We start from the raw sequence: 17,173 nt of genomic DNA on the forward strand, positions 1-17,173 counted from the left end.
CCGACATCGACGAGGTGTCCGTCCAGCAGAAGGGCGCGCACGGCTTCGGTCATGTCGCAGCGCGACTGCCAGCCGGCAGACAGTCCGGAGGCCTCCAGCCGGGCATCAAAGCGCAGGATGCTGATGGTGATCGGCTCGAGCCGGCCGGCGATGGTCTCCCATGGCAGCTCGGGCAGGGCATAGGTGCGCGCAACCAGAGGCTCGTCGTCAAAGTGCCCTGCCCTGCTACCGAAAGCCATGCTTGCACCCCCAAAGCTAAGTGGTTGATGAAGCAAGCTATAGCTTAGCCTATGGAAGAAAAACAAGGGATTGCTACGATGCGGAGTGAGACAAACGAGCACTCTGTAAAGCAGCATCCACATAGATCGATCGGCGTATTGCGGACGAGCGCCTCTTGGAACTCCTTGGCAGCTGCCAAGCCAAAGAAGCCTTTGTTTTTGAACCATTTTTCCCTGCTGAGAGGAAGCCCTCCCCTCACCGGCTGGTTAGGAAACCGACTTGAAAAACGTTTTCAAACGATTGTTTGGCGACGATATCCGACTCTGTACATAACTAATCGCACAGACAGCAAGTATCATAAACTGATGTCCCCTGCCCTCTTGGGTTGGTGACGATGGACTAGCGCTGTGGAACGAAGGCTGATCCTGTTAGCGTGAACACCTGTTCTCTTTGCTTCTCACATCTGAGCAGAATGGAGTAGTGGATCAACTCATCCGAAGGCAATGCCCGTCGTCCCGACCACACCTGAGGCGTATGATGTACGGCTGACCGCTCTGACTGAAGAGGCCCTGAAACTTCAAAAGCCCCTTCCAGATGACATGTTTGGAATGGTGAAGGCAGGAAATCAGATTGATCAGCGCGTGATCCGGCCTTCCGATGTCTAGTGCCTCCGCCCGACTACTCAGGCTTTACAGATGCTTGAAACTCCGAAAAGAGAGCTTCCATTCTTGATAACAGAAAGTCACCGAAATCAGGTGCAATCTTCTGGTCAATTACGAGTGAGAACTTGTCAGTTGATCTCGTGACTTGGGCCACGCGGATGCCATTAGATGCAATCCACGGTTCTGCGCGTGCGCGCTCCTCTTTGGTGCCGAGCAGCTTTAGCAGCACCTCGAACCGAGCATCACTGTCGCGATGAGAGAAGCCAGGACTTGCGATCGCCTCACGGACCCTATCATGCAGACGCCTGGAGAGCTTTTCAGCGAACTCCTGCCAGCGTCTGGTTCCGATGCTAGGGGCAGGACCGATGGCTTCGATGACGTCCGCAGGGATGCTTCCAATCGTTGAGAGAAGCTTCGACAGAGTGCCCTTATCGGTACTCAGCGCTTGCATGATAACTTCGCGCTTGAAGCCGCGCTCCTGAAGTCGGGAAGCGAAGCGAGCTTTTTCAATAAACGACAGGTTCGTGCGCTCGTTGTTTTCTTGGCCCTGCGCGACGACGAGCTGCTCGTCTGTGAGGTCCCGCACGACGGCGCGGACGGTGATGCCAAGTTCCCTAACAGCACGATGGCGGCGGTGACCATAGGCAATTTGGTATCGTCCATGTTTCTCAGGATGAGGGCGAACTAGGATGGGCACAAGCTGGCCTTCAGAGCGGATGGCAGCGACAAGCTTTCGATGATCTTCTTCCGACGGCGCCATTCTGTCGGGGACGAACGATGCATCGATGTCATCTGGATTCAGCTCTACCACTGCCTGCCCAGCCGAGAGCTGTTGTTCTAACTTCTTTGCCCTTTCGACCGACTCCGCTGTCTTAGCGATGGTCTCAAGCGGAGAGGTGCGCAGTGATCCGCGCTTGAGCGCAGCTAATGGACCCGATCTCAGAAGCGGCCGGTCGGAGTCCATCGCTTTTGCTGCCCCATCATCAGCCAGCGTTTCTGCCAGCTTCGCCTGGATTTCAGCAATTGTGTTCGTCGCAGGTTCTGCGTTCGATGCGGTGTCGTCAACAACCATGACTTGTCGTGCCATTACTGCCTCCCCCAAGTTCCGCGAATGCGCGCTTCAATCTCACTGTTAACTAGATCAACGGATTCCATGGCACGGTCGTAAGTGCCTTTGTGAAACTTTTGCCGGTCAACCTCATAGATCGTCTGCTTGGTTAGTCCGGCGTCCGCAATGGCAGTGCTTTTTAGAATCGTGTTCTCAAGTACTCTTGGTCCAAAGATTGACCTTAGGTACCCGACCATTTGGTTCTGCGGGCCGTCGTTTGGTTCGTAGCGTGTAATCAGATAGCCCATCCAATCGTAGTCCTCTTTCGACCCGGCATTGGCTAGGATGTCGATAGTGTCCGAGGTCATCCGAAGGAACTGGGCCATGGAGAGAACATCCAGCATCTGCGGGTGAACTGTTATGAGCAGCGCTGATGCGGCGTAGAGCGCTGCCATAGTCAGGTACCCTAGGTTCGGCGGGCAATCCATTACGACGATGTCGTACATCTCAGATACTGGATCAAGCGCCTGCAGAATCCTGGTGTAGAACATTGCTACTTCCTCGGCCTGAGGAGTGGTGGTTTCAAACTCCATCAGTTCAAGGTTTCCAGGGATGATATGCAGGTTTGGGATGTAGGTAGAGCGAATGACATGCTCAATCCCGACACACTCTTCGTCGTATCTGAGCGCGCCATAGAGAGTTTCGTTAGGGCGTACATCAAGTTCGGGTTGGTGCCCGAAGAGCGTCGAAAGACTTGCCTGAGGGTCTAAGTCAATAGCGAGGACGCGATAACCTCTAAGGGCGAGATACTGCACCAGATGAGCAGACGTTGTCGTCTTGGCGCTGCCGCCCTTGAAATTGATGACGGAAATGATCTGGAGCTTCTCGCCGTCCCTTCGGTGAGGAATGTACCTACGGCTCGATTTAGTGTTCTCGAGAAACTCGCGGATGAGGTTGATCTCCTCAATCGAGTAAGTCCGCCGTCCTGCTACCGGAGCTTCAGATAAAGGCACCTTCCCCTCGGCAGCTAACTGACGGAGGTATCCTTCATGGATACCAAGAAACTTTGCAGCTTCTGCTGATGAGAACCTGCGTAAGGTTTTCTTTGCCTTCGGTGGAAAGATACGCTGCTGGTGGGCTTGGAGCTTTGCAACTAACTCGCTAGCGTCAATTGAAATTTGCCTCCTCAGGCTCTGTTTAACCGGCTCTGGAGCGGATAGGTCAACGGAGTGCTGTGTTGTCATGAGGAGCCTCGGGCAGTTCTGCGCGGAAGTGAGCCGAAATCGCTAAAAGTGCGCTGATCCGAGTACGCCCAACAGAGGTTAATACTAGGTTAAGAGCGGGGTCGTCGCTGGAATTTTTTTACCCATTTGCTGCCCACCCCGCCATGTATCTTTTCAGAATCTGCAGCCCCTCCCCTATTGGAGGATGGTGCAATGAACAGCGGTCGTGCGATTGAAGCACTTCCACTGGTCCGATATGTCAGGACCATTGAGTTGGTCGCGACCAACTTACGTACGATGCAAGTCGGAACACCACATTCGCTCCCTAACTCTGCACCGAAAGGCTTGCGGTTGGGACATACTAGGTGGCCTGATCACTCAAAAGCCCACGAAACAATGTGACCAAGTTGGTCGCGACCAACTTGGTCCCTGCGGACGTCGTGAGTGTCATGCTCAGGCTCGTCAGAACGCATTTATGGCGTTCCCAGCGCTCATAAAACGCAACAATGTGGCAAAGTTGGCCGCGACCAACTTAGTCTTGTCGGGCGCAAGGCTCGGTTCCAGACGATCACCTAAAACTCGTTCAGGAGGGTCATAGAATTATACACTCCTCACTTAGCGACCTCCCCTGCGCGAGTTTATATATCAACCCTCCTCAACATTCTCTGAGCACGCTCCTGCGTATCGTAGCCGCCAGCTACCTGCTAACCCGTTTGTGAGTTCATTGGTTCACGGCACCCACAGCGGGAGCCTATTTCATCTGGCGTGGATCACAAAGCCGGAACGCAGCCCATCTGCGCTGAAGTCCGCAGGTTCCAGCCTTAGCATTCGATAACGTTCTTCGGGGTAAGGTTCGTCGATTCGGTGAGCGGCGTTGTGCCGGCTGAGCTATACTTGCGAACCACTCGGAGAATCTGTTCGGGCACGATCTAAGCAAACTGCATCCTTTTTTAAGGGTGATGACTAACTGCCCTTCGGCAAGGACTTAAGGCACCCTACACTGCCGTGGTTGTTCTTTACGCACGAGCGTCATGCGGATACACGGCATAGTTGGGGATGCAGGTTCGACTGGCCGGCGCTTGATCGGAAGGGCCACTCTAATCTGTGAGTGCCTTAAACTTGCGACCGCACTGGACAGCCGTTCGCCGACGGCAGATGCCATCAGGAGCATTGCCGTATCGTGCAGGCTAATGGCACTCGATCGGCTGCAGGTTGCCAAGAGGCGGCCGAGAACAACGCAAGTGATGGGTTTGCGGCGCTTGCGCTTGGTGCGCGTACCGACACCTTAGTCGCTAGTAGGACGGTCTTTTTGACGCTTGGTTCATCGCACTCCCTTCGATGCCTTTCCAATGATGCAGGGTCGGTTAATTAAAGGCGCCGCGGTGCCGTCTGCGGAGCGTAAGGACCTCGGGCCTTCAGGATCCCGTCACCCTAGAGTTCCTCAATCACGTCGTCGGGCATGTCGTGGGCCGGGTGGGCGGCTTTCTGGTCTAGACCGCACATGATATGCGCAGTGAGTTGCAGGAGAAGCTAGGGATCGACCAGCCGCGGCAGCGGGTTCGAGTGGCTGCATGGAATTCAGCCTCATGGTAGGCGAGGGCGCGGAGGGTGTTGGCACCCACTCCCATATCGCGAGGTGCAGCAGATCGGCAGTGAAGTAGATGGGAAACCGCTAAGAACCAGTATGGTTAACGAGATTAGAATGGGCTGGAGGTGGCATGGCGCGAAACTCGGTTCGCGATGAGCGACAGGGGACCTGTTTGGGGCTCCTCCGTCACCAGCCAAACCTGCTCGTCGAACCTCTCCGCCGAAGCTGGCACGGAAGGAAGTCTCGGCACCGGAGCCAGTATCGTTGAGTGAAATCGGCAATAGAGTCACCAAGCCAGAGATTGACGAGTTTATGGGTGGGCTGCCGGATCAGGAATTGGCCTATCTCGTAATTGAGGCAACCCGGCTCGTGAAGCGGAGGCTCACCCGAGGGCAGGGGAGGGTGCTTCGGCCCAAAGGGGCCAACAGAGGAAGGTCACCTCTTGATGATGCTCTTCATCGTATCGCCTGCGAGTTGATGGAGATTGAGGACCCCGGCGAGACGTGGTGAGCCACCGTCGAGAGCAGGCGATTGGAGTCATCTTCGCCAGGTGCAGTTTGATTCCAGACCCAAATCATTGCCGAGCCGTCAGATGGCGGATAACCCGGTCCAGGCGGGAATGTGAGAACGCAGAGAAGAATGTGCTGGGTCTTCAACCCGGCGCCTTCGCTCACGCCTACGAGGCGTTGGGCGAAGATCTCGAGCCGTCTGGCGATGTTGAGATGACTAAAAGGAGCCCGTCGATAAGCAGAAGTCCCGCGATCGATCCGGCGTGATCCAAGGCTCGCTACACCACGTCTTGTGGTGACATTGGTACGGCCAGCCCAGCCTTGCGCGCCCAGTCGAGTTGCTTCTTCACCGAGGAGGCTGACCATGTGAGGCCCCCACGCGGTGTCCGCTCCCGCATGCGTTCCAGCCGCGCGCCAATATCCCGCAGCGAGAGGCTCGGGTCGGTCATGGCGATACCGGCGATCAGCGTCATGAGGCGGTCCTCCGGGTTCTTGCGTGGGGCAGGGAGCAGGAGGGCAGGGTCGGCCATGTGTTGGGAGACGAGCTTGCCGACAGCGCGGCGCAGCCGAGCCACGGTCCACGGTTGCCCGCTGTCGGCGAGCACGCGGACAACATCCTCCCAAGGGTGCTGAGGGCGCATGCGCCGAACTGTCGGCAGCCACCGATCGGCACCGGCAATCAACTCGTCGAGATAAACCTTCTCCCGAGAGAGGGCGATCTTCCGGATAGCCTCCGGCCGGCGCTCTCGCATCCCGGGGTTCCCTGGCTTTTTGCCTCGCGCCTTGGCTGCCTTGATCCCTGCCTTTGTACGCTCTGAGATAAGAGAGCGCTCCAGCTGCGCGACTGCGCCAAGCACCTGCAGGGAAAACATGCCCTGCGGTGTAGAGGTATCGATCGGGTCCCGGAGAGAGCGGAAATGGGCCCTCTTAGCTTCCAGCGTCTCGATCACCTCAAGAAGGTGGCTCACCGAACGGGCTAGGCGATCCAAGCGCACCACGACCAACACCTCCCCCGGCCTGATCTCACGCATTACCCGCGCCAGCACAGGCCGCGCTCGACTTGCTCCGGAGCCATGCTCTTGGTGGATCTCGGCGCAACCGGCAGCGCGCAGTTCATCGAGTTGGGCATCGTGCACCTGATCCTCGGTGGACACTCGGGCGTAGCCAATTAGGCGCTTCCTGGAAGGGGAGGGGGCTATCATTCTTCGCTGGTCAAGTGAGATCTGAGGAAAGCCCCAGTCGCGTAGCCGCCTGCCGCAGCCACCGATCCCGGGTCCAGAGCAGAGCTCCAGGGGTAAGTCTTACCGCTGCCAGAAGGTGCGCGTCGACAAAACCTATCCCAAGTCCATAGAGTTGCTCCCGCTCAATCAGCATCATGACCTCATCGTCGCCGGCGACATTGGCCTGGGGCAGGTCGCAGAGGGACTCAAGCACAGTTCTGCGCTGGCGAAGACTGCCGAGGGCAAGCTCACCCGTGACAAAGGAATGCGCCAGTACCTGCCCCTTGCCCAGGAGATCTGCCAACACGGGATCGTTGCTCTTCAGGTGGTCGATCCACACCGAGGTATCGACGATGATCACTGAGCATCCGTCTGACGGCGCGGAACAGGCTTAAGGTCAGGCTCAGTGCCGCCGAGGCGAGCCAGCCTTCGGGCACTCTCCCGCTCAATTAAAGCTTTCAACGCTTCGCGAACCAGGGCCGACTTCTCCTGCAGGCCCGTAAATGCCTGCGCCTTAGCGATAAGTTCGTCATCAAGCGCAATCGTTGTTCTCACGCCAGTTCCTCCATTCTAGGGCATGAGAAATAGCATCAAATGATGCTGATACAAATGCCATTAGGGTACTAATTCTTGCTTCAGTAGCTTATCACCTCACCCACATCTGCTCTGGTCGAGATGTTCAACCCAAACCTCAGTTACCAGATGCAGATATCGGGGCAGCAGGAATATAGGCCCATGAAGAATTCCCGCTGTACACTTTGGATTTTTATGAGCAAACGATCGTTTGAAGACGTCTTTCAAGTCATTCTGTTAACCAGCGAACAAGGGGAGGACTTCCCTGAAGCCAGCGGAAGTGCTTCGAAAACAAGGGTATTAGCGACTCGGCTGATGAGACGAGGCCGACACAAGCCTCCGCGATCTGATTCCAAACGAAGCCACTTACGATGCCGTCCGCGAAAATAGCGCGCGGCCTAAGGCTACGCCGTAGTCAATTCCTGTTTAGCTCCCTCTGTTACAACTACGATCAATTATACCAATAACTTAGGTGCCGGGATGAAACGTAGCTTTCGGAGTGCGTGAGGTTTGGAGAACTTGAGTGAGTGAAGTCTTGCTGAGATCGATGCGGCTTCTGCTGTGATTGTGAGGGTAGGGCAGGGGACCAATACCTGCTCGCTGGACATTTACGACAGCCGGAGAGGAGGGCAGGTCAGGAGCGAAAAGCGGACCTCCTCACGGCCATGCTGAAGGGCAGTCCGTGACCCCAACCGGACCTTGCCTCACAGCTGAGCCGCCGGGGTGTCCCGGACCAAGGGTTACGGTACCTCGTCCAGCAGACCCACCACAGATCAAGTGCCGATCGGCCCACACTCCAAGGAGTGATGCCCCGGGAATCCAAGCCAATCTTGGTCGTACACTAGCCGTCTGGCTGAAGCTGATTAGGTCAGTTACTAATGTGCCCGACTATCGCATCAGTGCACTGTCGGGTAGAGGCCGGCCCACCTAGATCAGCTGTTCGCAGTTGCGGATTTGCTAGGATGATATCGACAGCCTGCGAAATCTCTAAAGCGGCTCGTACGAGATCTTCTCGGCCGTGGCGCGCTCCCATCCACTCAAGCAGCATGGCGGCGGAAGTGATCATGCTAACCGGATTGGCCTTGTCTTGGCCGGCAATGTCTGGTGCGGAACCATGGGCTGCATTGGCCATAGCATGAGCATCTCCGGCGTTGATTCCGCCACCCAGCCCGAGCCCACCGGAAAGAGCCGAGCAGAGATTGGAGATGATATCGCCGAACATGTTGGTCATTACGACGACATCATACCGGCTTGGGTTCAGGTAAATATCGGCGTTAAATGCGTCGACGATCACAGATTCCCACTCGACGTCCGGATACTCTGTAGCGACGCGAACGCATTCGTCATAAAACAGACCATCCGTCATTCGCAGGATGTGCTTCTTGGTGACGATGGAAACCTTCCTCCTTCGCCGCTGCGCCCAATCGAAGGCGGCACGAGCGATCCGGTTTGAAGCCTTGGCAGTGATCTTACGCATTGAGATCGCTACACCTTCGACCGGCATCACCTCGCCGTAGCCACTGAACATGTTTCGATCCGGATAGAAACCTTCAGTGTTTTCCCGGGCAATGAGAACATCAAGTCCTTCGCGGGCGTTCGGAATGCCCGGCCTTGAATATGAGGGACGCAGATTAGCATAGAGATCTAGAACGTTCCGAAGCTTGCCTGGCACGTTGATGCCGCCATCAGCCGCCGGCGGGTAGCCGCTATTATCACAAGGGCCGAGAATGATCCCATCGGCACTCCTTGCCCGCCCCATCACGTTGTCCGTGATAGTTGTTCCACTTCGCTTTAGGCTGTCATAGCCGACTGCGTGCTCCTCGAGAGTGAGACCGAGGTTGTGCTTGCTGTCGGCTGCGGAAAGAACCTGGGCCGCAGCGGCGGTAATTTCCGGTCCTATGTGATCGCCTGGGAGGACCACGATGGTCAGACGCTGGTTCATCTAAATCTCCATTTCTGGGACTCCGGCACTGTCGATGCGTGTTGAGAGCAGTTCGACGAGCACCAGTTATTTCACGTCTGCCTCTCTCGCACGCCTCGTTCTGACGACGTAAGCCAAGTGAAGAGCCGTGGGAACAAGAACGGCAGCAGTGACAAGAAGAAGAATCGCCAGCGAGATTGGCCGAGTTACGAAGATGTCGACGCTCCCGAATGACAGCGTCAGCGACTGCCGCAGCGAATTCTCCAACAGGGGCTCTAACACCAACCCGAGCACCAAGGGGGCTGCTGGGTAGTCATATCTTTTCATGAAGTAGCCGAGAGCTCCGAACGCGACCATCGCGTAGAGATCGTCGAGACTATTCGATTGGCTGTAGACCCCAGCGATACAGAGAGCGAGAATGGTTGGGTAGAGGAATTTGTATGGAACCCGGAGAAGCTGTGCCGAGAGGCCGGCCAGCGGCAGGTTCAGTATGAGAAGCACCAGATTGCCCACGAACATGCTGGCAATAATTCCCCACACCAGCTCGGGATTCGTCTGAAAGAGTTGGGGGCCGGGCCGAAGTCCGAACATGATGAGCGCGCCGAGCATTATCGCAGTCGAATTTGACCCCGGGAGGCCCAGCGCGAACATCGGGACCATCGCTCCGGCCGAAGCGGCATTGTTCGCAGCCTCTGGGCCGGCTACTCCCTCAATAGCGCCTTTGCCAAACCGTTCTGGCGTCTTCGAAACCCGCTTCTCGATCGCGTACGCGAAGAAGGAGGCGATCGTTGCTCCGGCCCCGGGCAGAACCCCAACCAGGAAACCGACAACTGTCCCACGTAATATTGCGAAGCGCGATTGGGCCCAGTCGGACCTAGTCGGGTACATGTTCCGCAGCTTCGTGACAATCTGGGCTGGCGGCTCGGAGCGACCGACCGAGGCCAAAACCTCGCCGACTCCAAAAAGCGCGACGGCGACCATGAGAAACTCGAAACCGTCAAGCAGCCAGATCTGGTCAAACGTGAACCGGGTGCTTCCGATCTGAGGATCGACACCAATCGTCGCGATCAGCAGTCCCAGGGCACCCATCATGAGGCCCTTGATCAGAGAGCCGCTGACAAGCCCCAAAGCGGCGAGCCCGAGCAGGACGAGCATGCAGTATTCCGGTGGACCAAAGGCGAGAGCGGATCGGGCGAGGAGCGGAGCGGCCAAGAGCAGACCGATCGTACCCAGCACGCCGGCGATGAACGATCCAATCGCGGCGATCCCCAAAGCGGCGCCAGCTCGTCCCTGCTTAGCCAGTTGGTGACCGTCGAGGCTGGTCATTACGGTCGACGACTCGCCTGGTATGTTGACGAGGACGGACGTCATGGTGCCGCCGTACTGGGCTCCATAGTAGATACCGGCGAACATAATCGTAGAGGCAATCGGATCACCCCCGAAGGTGAGTGGAAGCAATAGCGCAATGCCCGCGGCAGGGCCGATTCCCGGCAGAACCCCAATCAGCTGGCCAGCCACGACACCGAGAAGGCAAGACAGCAGATTGCTCCAGGTGAAGACCGTCGCGAAACCGAGTGCAAGATGCCCAACAATGTCCATAATCAGAACCCCCATGGGCCCCGCGGCAGCGGTACGGAGAGCAGCGTTGCGAATACTAAGGAGATGATGCTCGTGATGGCGACCGCGCTCCCAATCGCCGTTGTCCACCCTGTCCTCTCGAGAAACCGCAGCAGGTATATGAGATATAGACCAACGGCGAGACCGAAGCCGGTCCAATCCATGACTGCGACGCAGATGGCCAAGCCAGCAAGGACGAGGAGTGGACGACGCGCATTAGCGCCGTCCTCCTGCTGTTCAGTCTGTGGCTGCTCTCGCCCCGTCACCAGATGGAGAACGACGAGGACGACCAAGGCGATGGCGATCCAGAATGGGAAATAACCCGCAGCTGGAACGAAATCGTCGAGGTAGGGCAGCTGAAGCGAGAGGACCAGGAAAGCCACGCCGACAGCACCGATGCCGCCGGCAAAAGCGATCTCGCCCCGGGTCATCGGGCCAACAGCCGCTTGTAGAGTTCCTCCTGCTTGTCGAGATAGCTATTGAGCTCGTCCCCGGTGAGCAGCTTGGCCTCAGAACGGTTGGCCGAGATCAGATCCTGGAAAGCCTTCGTCGCTGCAACGCGGCGGAAGACATCCTGCCAATAGGCCTGAGCTTCCGCGGGAATTCCTTTTGGAACCGCAACACCTCTCCAGGCCTGGTAAACCGGCGCTTTGATCCCTTGCTCGGTCAGCGTCGGCACATCGGGAAGCACGCTGAACCTAGTGGGTCTGAACACCGCGGCACCTTTCAGATTGCCGCCTTCGACCTGAGAGAGAAGCTCGACGGGGTTGCCTGTCGTCGCATCGACATGGCCACCCAGAACGGCATTGACCGAGTCCCCGGTGCTATCAAACCGGACGATGTTGAACTTGGCACCTGTCTCTAGTTCAAGCGCAGCAACGGCCATCTCGTCCGTGGCGCCGCCGATGCCGATCGAGACGCTACGGGGTCTCGCCTTGGCAGCTTCGACCATCTCGGCGGCCGTCTTATACTTCGACTTGGGCGAAGTCACGAGAAGAAAGTCGTCGACTGTCAGAATTGCGATCGGCTGCAGATCGCGCACGCCCTTAGCATTCTTGACCGAAAGCGGCGTGACCTGTGAGCCGGTGCTGATAAGCGCCAGCGTATGAGGGTCCCCGTGCTTGTTCGTAGCGGCATATCCCATGCCGACTGCCTGCGCACCACCAGGCTTGTTGACGATCGCGATGGAGGTTGGAACGAGTTTCTCCTCAGTGAGGATTTTGGCGAGCGACCGTGCAAGAAGGTCGTTTCCGCCGCCTGCACTGTTGGGTACGACGAACTCGATATCGCGGGTTGGCTTCCAATCGGCAGCGAAGGCAGAAGTACCAGCCACGGCGAAGACCAAGCCGGCGGCGATGGTGGACATGAACTGACGGCGATTCACTTTCATCATGGCTTCCTCCGTAGGTTCTTAGGTCTCGTTCTTTTGGTTAAATCGGATCCCAATTCGGTCGGTAAGCTTCTAGTCAGGCAACCTTCTGATGTAATTGGATTCTGGCCTCGAAGCTCTTGGCGAGATGATTCCACATTCGTCTTTGCGCCTCCTCTGCTTCCCCTGACTCGATCGCCTCTAAGATCGACAAGTGCTCCCGCAGCGAAACGGGGGCTCGCTCGGGATTCTTCCGCATGTTGAGGACCAAGGAAATCTTGGCCTGCAGCCCCTTGAGCATGCGGGCGAGTTCCCGGTTCTGCGACGCTTCAATGATCGCGACATGGAATTCGGCGCCTGCGCGCTGCGCCTCGGGAGCATCGAAACTAGAGGCCTCTAGGAGCGAAACGAAGCGCTCCCGGAAGGCTGCCAACTCGGGGGGCGGACCACGTCTGGCCGCAAGATAGGCTGCCATCCCATCAATCGCCTGCCGGGCCTCATAGATGTCCTGCAAGTCCTCAAGAGAAAGGCGTCGGACGGAGGTGCCGCGGCCCGGCACACTCTCCACTAGTCCATCCTTCGCGAGTTCCCGCAGCGCCTCCCGGATCGGCATGCGGCCGAGAGCGAAGCGCTCGGCAAGATAGCGCTCTGAGAGCGTGTCACCTGGAGCAAACTGTCCGTCCAGAATCATCGCTCTGATCTGGCTGTACGCTTGCGTCGATAAGGGGATAGACACTTGCTTCATCCTGGTATACCACTGGTTAACCGCCGCTATGTCAAGCGGTTTGTGAACCGGCCTTATCATGAAGATCCTCGACATCGAACCCATTCCGGTCTGGTACGAGCCGACAGACGCCTATCGCCGGCTGTTCGGGTCTTCGAAAAAAGCGGGCACGATGGTTCATGCGCGCGAGAGCTGGTTTGCGGGCGTGCGGCTCAAGGAGAATGTCTTCGTCAAAATAACGACCGATGAAGGTATCGTGGGATGGGGAGAGGCCTGCGCTCATCCCGTCACAAGCGAGACCCAGGCGGGTATCGTTTCGACGATCAAGCTGTTCGCGCAGACGATCCGGGGGCGCGATCCGTTTCAGATCGGTGCTATCCATGCCGCGCTCGATCATCTGTTTCTGCACGGCAATGCGGGCGCCCGGTCGGCTATCGACATTGCGCTCTATGACATCATGGGCAAGGCAACTGGCCAGCCCGTGTCTAATCTCCTCGGAGGTGCTTTTCGCAGTAGCTTTGGCCGCCTTGCAACGATGCCGCGTGACGAACCGGCCGCAATGGCGGAAAGCGCGGTAGCCCTGATCGAACAGGGATATACCTGTTTCGAACCGAAGATGACCGGCCACCTCGAATCGCTGGATGCGGACGCCGATCGCCTCGAGGCGATTCTGGATTGGGTGCCGAAGACCGCCCTCGTTATTGCAGATCCCAATCAGACTTGGGGAACGGCAAAAGACACCATAGCCCTTCTGCACCGCCGGTTCTCCGGGGTGGCCAACCTCGCGGTCGAGCAGCCCGTCATGTACCACGACCGGGAAGGATTGGCGGCGATTACCCGGGCGGTTCCCCACATGGTCGTCGCAGACGAGGCCATCCAGACCATTTCTGACGCGCTGATGATCGCGGCACATCGCACGGCCGACATGATCAGCCTGAAGCTGGGCAAGTGTGGCGGCTTCTACAAAGCGGTCCAGATGATGCGGATCGCCGAGGCAGCCGGGCTTCCCGTTCGGGTCGACTGGACCCAGGGCAGCCGTCTTTTGGATACCGCCACGGGTCACCTTCACGCAGTTATACGCCTCGCAGCCTGCGATCCAGGGATGGACTACCACCTGCGCATAGCCGATGAACCTGTCGCAGCCGGTGGGGCCGTGGTCGAGAACGGCCGCGTAGCGATGCCGACCGGACCGGGTCTCGGGCTTGAGATCGACGAGGGTCTCATACGTCGGTTGTCCGAGCGGAAGTGATCCTCTGGAAAGTCCTGAATTTTTCCTCATAGAAAGGATGTTTGACGTGGTCCAGCAATCAGAAGCTTTGAAACTTGGCGTTCTTCTCGGCGACGATATCGGTCTTGAGGTCGTGCCGGAGGCCGTCAAGGTCGTCCAGGCAGCCGCTGACCAAGTCGGACTGCCGATATCCTGGTCCGATCATCCGATCGGACGAAAGGCGTTCGACAGCATCGGAAAGACCCTGCCTGATGGAACTCTGGATGCGCTGGAGGAGCTAGACGGCTGGATCCTCGGGCCAATTGGGCATCGCGCCTATCCGAAGACGCCCGGCGCGGTCAATCCCCATCCGATCATCCGGCGCCACTTCGACATGTATTCGAACGTGCAGCTGGTGCGGTCATTCGAATCCCTTCCGTGCCTGCACCATAATGTCGATCTGGTGATCGTCCGGGAGAACACCGAGGGCTTCCAGCCGGACCGAAATGTCGTGGCTGGTTCGGGCGAATTCCGCCCTTCACCTGACATGACCATTTCGGTGCGGGTGATCACCCGTCAGGCATCGTCGCGCATCGCGCGGGCCGCTTTCGAACTTGCCAGCACACGCCCCCGCAAAAAGGTCACCGCGGTTCACAAGGAGACCATCTTCAAACTCGGCTGCGGCATGTTCGCCGAGGAATGCAGGAAGGTCGCCGAGGAGTTTCCCGACGTAGAGCTTGAAGAGGTGATGGTAGACACGTTTGCGCTTCGCCTAGTCATGAACCCGCAGCAATACGATGTCGTCCTCACCACCAACATGTTCGGTGATATCATCAACGACGAGGCTGCCGGTTTAGTGGGAGGACTGGGGATGACGCCTCGCGTCAATACCGGCACGCGCCAGGTCATGGCCCAGGCGCCACACGGCTCGGCACCGGATATTGCCGGGCGCAACATTGCAAACCCCTACTCGATGATCATGTCCGCGCAGATGATGCTTGACTGGCTCGGTCGCTCCCGCCGAGACGAGAGGATCATCAAGGCTGCTGGGGCGGTGAAGGATGCCGCCTATCACGTGATTGAGAACCGGCTGTGCCTGACGCCGGATCTGGGTGGGGAGGCTAGCACTACAGACATGGGAGATGCCATAGTGTCCGCAATGAAGGAATTATCGTCCGGAACGATGACGGCTCAGGCTGTCTGAGCTAATCCATGCCTATTGGCCGCTGTGCCTCCATGCGAGCACAGCGGCTGGCCCATATGAGCGCTCATGCTCGCTCTTGCTAGGCGGAGCCGGGATTTGGGCTCGTCCCACTGCGTTCCGAGAGACCGTCTGTGAAGGATGAGCTTCCGACACAGGCTGCCTTTTCCAGTGTCCCGGCCATGATTGATCCACGTTGCCACGGCGCAGTCCTGGTGACTGGCGGCGACAGCTGTTGCGCCGCCGAGATCGCTGTATTAGGGGATAGGCGGATCCAGTAGACATCCACTCGAGGGCTCGAAGGTATCGTCGTCCTCGCGTCGACCAAGTCACCGGCCGACTGACAAATGTTGGTTGGGCGACGAGCCGCGGCCGGACGCCTCGCGTCTTCAAGCTTGATCCGAGTGGAGTCTGGTTGCCCGGGGCGAACGGGGGCAGGCCGCCCGGTATGCATTGTGTTCAGGAATAGCAGGCCGTAATTCCAGTCGAGGGCCTATGAAGACCTGTGGCCCGGTCGGGAAGCGGAAGATGAAGGCTGCGCTCTTCAGGCGAGGTGCAGATCCCGCCCAAGAGGCCGCTCCCTGACCGAGGAGAGTGTGTAGCTCTCGAGTAGAACGAACAACATACCTGAATGACGAGGGGGTGGCTTGCGTCAGTTGGTCAAAGCTTTTCATGCATGGGGGCAGGCATTCTCGCTGGACTCTTTCCCCTACGTCCGGTTTCTTGCGGCGCTGCTGGTCGGCGCGGCGGGGGGATGGACCTTTGTGCGCTTGAGCCTTCCGCTGCCCTGGATGCTGGGCTCCATGACCGCGTGCACCGTGGCCGCTCTCCTGCGCGCGCCTGTTGCGGCCCCTGCCGCCGTACGACCTCCGATGACGATGATCATTGGTGTGATGCTTGGTGTCGGATTCACGCCGCAGATCATTGAAAGCGTTGCAGACTGGCTGCCCACAGTGCTGGGGCTTGCGGGCTTCGTCCTCGTGAGCGGAACTGCCTGTGTCACCTACTTTCGCCGCATCGCAGGGTTTGACCTCCCCACGGCCTATTTCGCCGGGATGCCCGGGGGCCTAGTCGAGATGGTCATTGCCGGCGAGGAAAAGGGCGGGGACGCCCGTACGATCGCGCTCGTCCACTCCGCCCGCATTCTCCTCATTGTCCTTACATTGCCGTTTCTCGTGCAACTGATGAGCGGGACCGCCCTCGGGACGAGACCACAGCTTGGGCTGTCGATTTTCGAGACATCTTGGAGTGACGAGGTATGGCTGATTGCGACGGCTCTAGCCGGGGCGTTGCTCGGGCAAATCCTGCGCCTTCCGGCCCGGCTGCTCCTCGGTCCCATGCTGGTCAGTGCGGTGGTGCATGTTCTTGGCTGGACCGAATTCGCGCCGGCCATCGAGATTGTCAATATCGCTCAGCTCGTGTTGGGTACCAGCATTGGCTGCCGTTTCGTTGGCACCGCCCCGCGCGAGATCCTCCGCATCCTCGCGCTGTCGCTGGGATCGACGGTTATCCTGCTCACGATCACCGCCGCTTATGCCCATGGGATGAGCTACGTTTCATCCTACGGCCGGGTCCCATTGTTGTTGGCGTACTCCCCGGGCGGGCTCGCCGAGATGAGCCTCGTGGCGCTCTCCCTCGGAATTGAGGTTGCCTTCGTTGCCGCCCATCACATCATCCGGGTGCTCATCGTGATGGTAGGCGCTGCGCCGGCATTTGCTCTTCTGCGACGCAGGAAATGAGCCACTCTCAGGGTGTGCGGATACCGGAAGCTTTAGGAGCAAGCCAAGGACTGCTACTGGCACTTCTCGGAAGTAGACCGAGGGTCTGCTCTAGCGAGGAGCAGCGGACGTTCTCAGAGGGCAGGGGATCGCCAGGGCGTGTGTAGGGTTTCGGATGCCGGCCATCACAGGCGCAGCCAGATGCACCGGGGCCGGCGTCCGAAAGCCTCCAGGGAACGAACCCGCGGGATGAAGTCCGCAGGTTTTGGCCATGCAGGCCTCTTCGTTACCGGCATCGGTGCCGTCGCGAGCTGTGTTGAAATTCGGGTGGCGCGATCTCCAGCATGAACATCGTATTGGGTCAGGCGGCGAGG

The 17,173-nt window shown here is 58.3% G+C and carries 13 protein-coding genes and 1 pseudogene; 3 read left to right on the forward strand and 11 right to left on the reverse strand.

Going from position 1 to position 17,173, the window contains the following annotated elements; translation table 11 throughout:
- The 11 genes and pseudogenes from JQC81_RS29325 to JQC81_RS29375 form a co-directional block, all read right to left on the reverse strand.
- Positions 1-239: pseudogene (locus JQC81_RS29325) on the reverse strand (hypothetical protein); the annotation flags it as partial.
- A 658-nt stretch (positions 240-897) separates the two neighbouring features.
- Positions 898-1,968, reverse strand: coding sequence for a plasmid partitioning protein RepB (gene repB, locus JQC81_RS29330; RefSeq protein WP_203275314.1), 1,071 nt, complete (start codon positions 1,966-1,968; stop codon positions 898-900).
- The gene (gene repA / locus JQC81_RS29335; RefSeq protein ID WP_203275315.1) at positions 1,968-3,173 is read right to left on the reverse strand and encodes a plasmid partitioning protein RepA; all 1,206 of its coding nucleotides are present in this window, start codon (positions 3,171-3,173) and stop codon (positions 1,968-1,970) included. Before repA ends, repB begins: the two co-directional genes overlap by 1 nt.
- 2,354 nt (positions 3,174-5,527) lie before the next feature.
- Entirely contained in the window at positions 5,528-6,451 is a 924-nt protein-coding gene (locus tag JQC81_RS29340) for a recombinase family protein (RefSeq protein ID WP_203275316.1), read from the reverse strand.
- A gap of 10 nt (positions 6,452-6,461) precedes the next feature.
- Positions 6,462-6,830, reverse strand: coding sequence for a type II toxin-antitoxin system VapC family toxin (locus JQC81_RS29345; RefSeq protein WP_203275317.1), 369 nt, complete (start codon positions 6,828-6,830; stop codon positions 6,462-6,464).
- Complete coding sequence (locus tag JQC81_RS29350; RefSeq protein ID WP_203275318.1) at positions 6,827-7,024, reverse strand: type II toxin-antitoxin system VapB family antitoxin; 198 nt, start codon at positions 7,022-7,024, stop codon at positions 6,827-6,829. Before JQC81_RS29350 ends, JQC81_RS29345 begins: the two co-directional genes overlap by 4 nt.
- Positions 7,025-7,910: 886 nt before the next feature.
- Entirely contained in the window at positions 7,911-8,984 is a 1,074-nt protein-coding gene (locus tag JQC81_RS29355; protein ID WP_246520736.1) for an isocitrate/isopropylmalate dehydrogenase family protein, read from the reverse strand.
- A 66-nt stretch (positions 8,985-9,050) separates the two neighbouring features.
- Entirely contained in the window at positions 9,051-10,577 is a 1,527-nt protein-coding gene (locus JQC81_RS29360) for a tripartite tricarboxylate transporter permease (protein ID WP_446685731.1), read from the reverse strand.
- Positions 10,565-11,011 (reverse strand): tripartite tricarboxylate transporter TctB family protein, encoded by a 447-nt coding sequence (locus JQC81_RS29365; protein ID WP_203275319.1) that lies wholly within the window; start codon positions 11,009-11,011, stop codon positions 10,565-10,567. Before JQC81_RS29365 ends, JQC81_RS29360 begins: the two co-directional genes overlap by 13 nt.
- Entirely contained in the window at positions 11,008-11,973 is a 966-nt protein-coding gene (locus JQC81_RS29370; RefSeq protein ID WP_203275320.1) for a Bug family tripartite tricarboxylate transporter substrate binding protein, read from the reverse strand. Before JQC81_RS29370 ends, JQC81_RS29365 begins: the two co-directional genes overlap by 4 nt.
- A gap of 73 nt (positions 11,974-12,046) precedes the next feature.
- Positions 12,047-12,778: a GntR family transcriptional regulator gene (locus JQC81_RS29375; protein WP_312887608.1), complete on the reverse strand. Its 732-nt coding sequence runs from the start codon at positions 12,776-12,778 to the stop codon at positions 12,047-12,049.
- Here JQC81_RS29375 and JQC81_RS29380 point away from each other — a divergent pair.
- The 3 genes from JQC81_RS29380 (at position 12,753) to JQC81_RS29390 (ending at position 16,820) form a co-directional block, all read left to right on the forward strand.
- Positions 12,753-13,922 carry a mandelate racemase/muconate lactonizing enzyme family protein gene (locus JQC81_RS29380; protein WP_203275322.1) on the forward strand — a complete coding sequence of 390 codons (1,170 nt, stop codon included), beginning with the start codon at positions 12,753-12,755 and terminating at the stop codon, positions 13,920-13,922. The genes JQC81_RS29375 and JQC81_RS29380 overlap by 26 nt on opposite strands.
- Positions 13,923-13,968: 46 nt before the next feature.
- The gene (locus JQC81_RS29385) at positions 13,969-15,084 is read left to right on the forward strand and encodes an isocitrate/isopropylmalate dehydrogenase family protein (RefSeq protein WP_376772473.1); all 1,116 of its coding nucleotides are present in this window, start codon (positions 13,969-13,971) and stop codon (positions 15,082-15,084) included.
- A 644-nt stretch (positions 15,085-15,728) separates the two neighbouring features.
- The gene (locus tag JQC81_RS29390) at positions 15,729-16,820 is read left to right on the forward strand and encodes an AbrB family protein (protein WP_203275324.1); all 1,092 of its coding nucleotides are present in this window, start codon (positions 15,729-15,731) and stop codon (positions 16,818-16,820) included.
- Positions 16,821-17,173 lie beyond the last annotated feature (353 nt).

The organism is Microvirga arabica (assembly GCF_016811235.1).
GTDB lineage: Bacteria > Pseudomonadota > Alphaproteobacteria > Rhizobiales > Beijerinckiaceae > Microvirga > Microvirga arabica.

Bases quoted from the DNA above. Each gene is read 5' to 3' on its own strand.
- JQC81_RS29360 (WP_446685731.1), bottom strand. From the start codon at position 10,577: ATGGGGGTTCTGATTATGGACATTGTTGGGCATCTTGCACTCGGTTTC.
- JQC81_RS29355 (WP_246520736.1), bottom strand. From the start codon at position 8,984: ATGAACCAGCGTCTGACCATCGTGGTCCTCCCAGGCGATCACATAGGA.
- JQC81_RS29340 (WP_203275316.1), bottom strand. From the start codon at position 6,451: ATGATAGCCCCCTCCCCTTCCAGGAAGCGCCTAATTGGCTACGCCCGA.
- JQC81_RS29375 (WP_312887608.1), bottom strand. From the start codon at position 12,778: ATGGGTTCGATGTCGAGGATCTTCATGATAAGGCCGGTTCACAAACCG.
- repA (WP_203275315.1), bottom strand. From the start codon at position 3,173: ATGACAACACAGCACTCCGTTGACCTATCCGCTCCAGAGCCGGTTAAA.
- JQC81_RS29380 (WP_203275322.1), top strand. From the start codon at position 12,753: ATGAAGATCCTCGACATCGAACCCATTCCGGTCTGGTACGAGCCGACA.
- repB (WP_203275314.1), bottom strand. From the start codon at position 1,968: ATGGCACGACAAGTCATGGTTGTTGACGACACCGCATCGAACGCAGAA.
- JQC81_RS29370 (WP_203275320.1), bottom strand. From the start codon at position 11,973: ATGATGAAAGTGAATCGCCGTCAGTTCATGTCCACCATCGCCGCCGGC.
- JQC81_RS29365 (WP_203275319.1), bottom strand. From the start codon at position 11,011: ATGACCCGGGGCGAGATCGCTTTTGCCGGCGGCATCGGTGCTGTCGGC.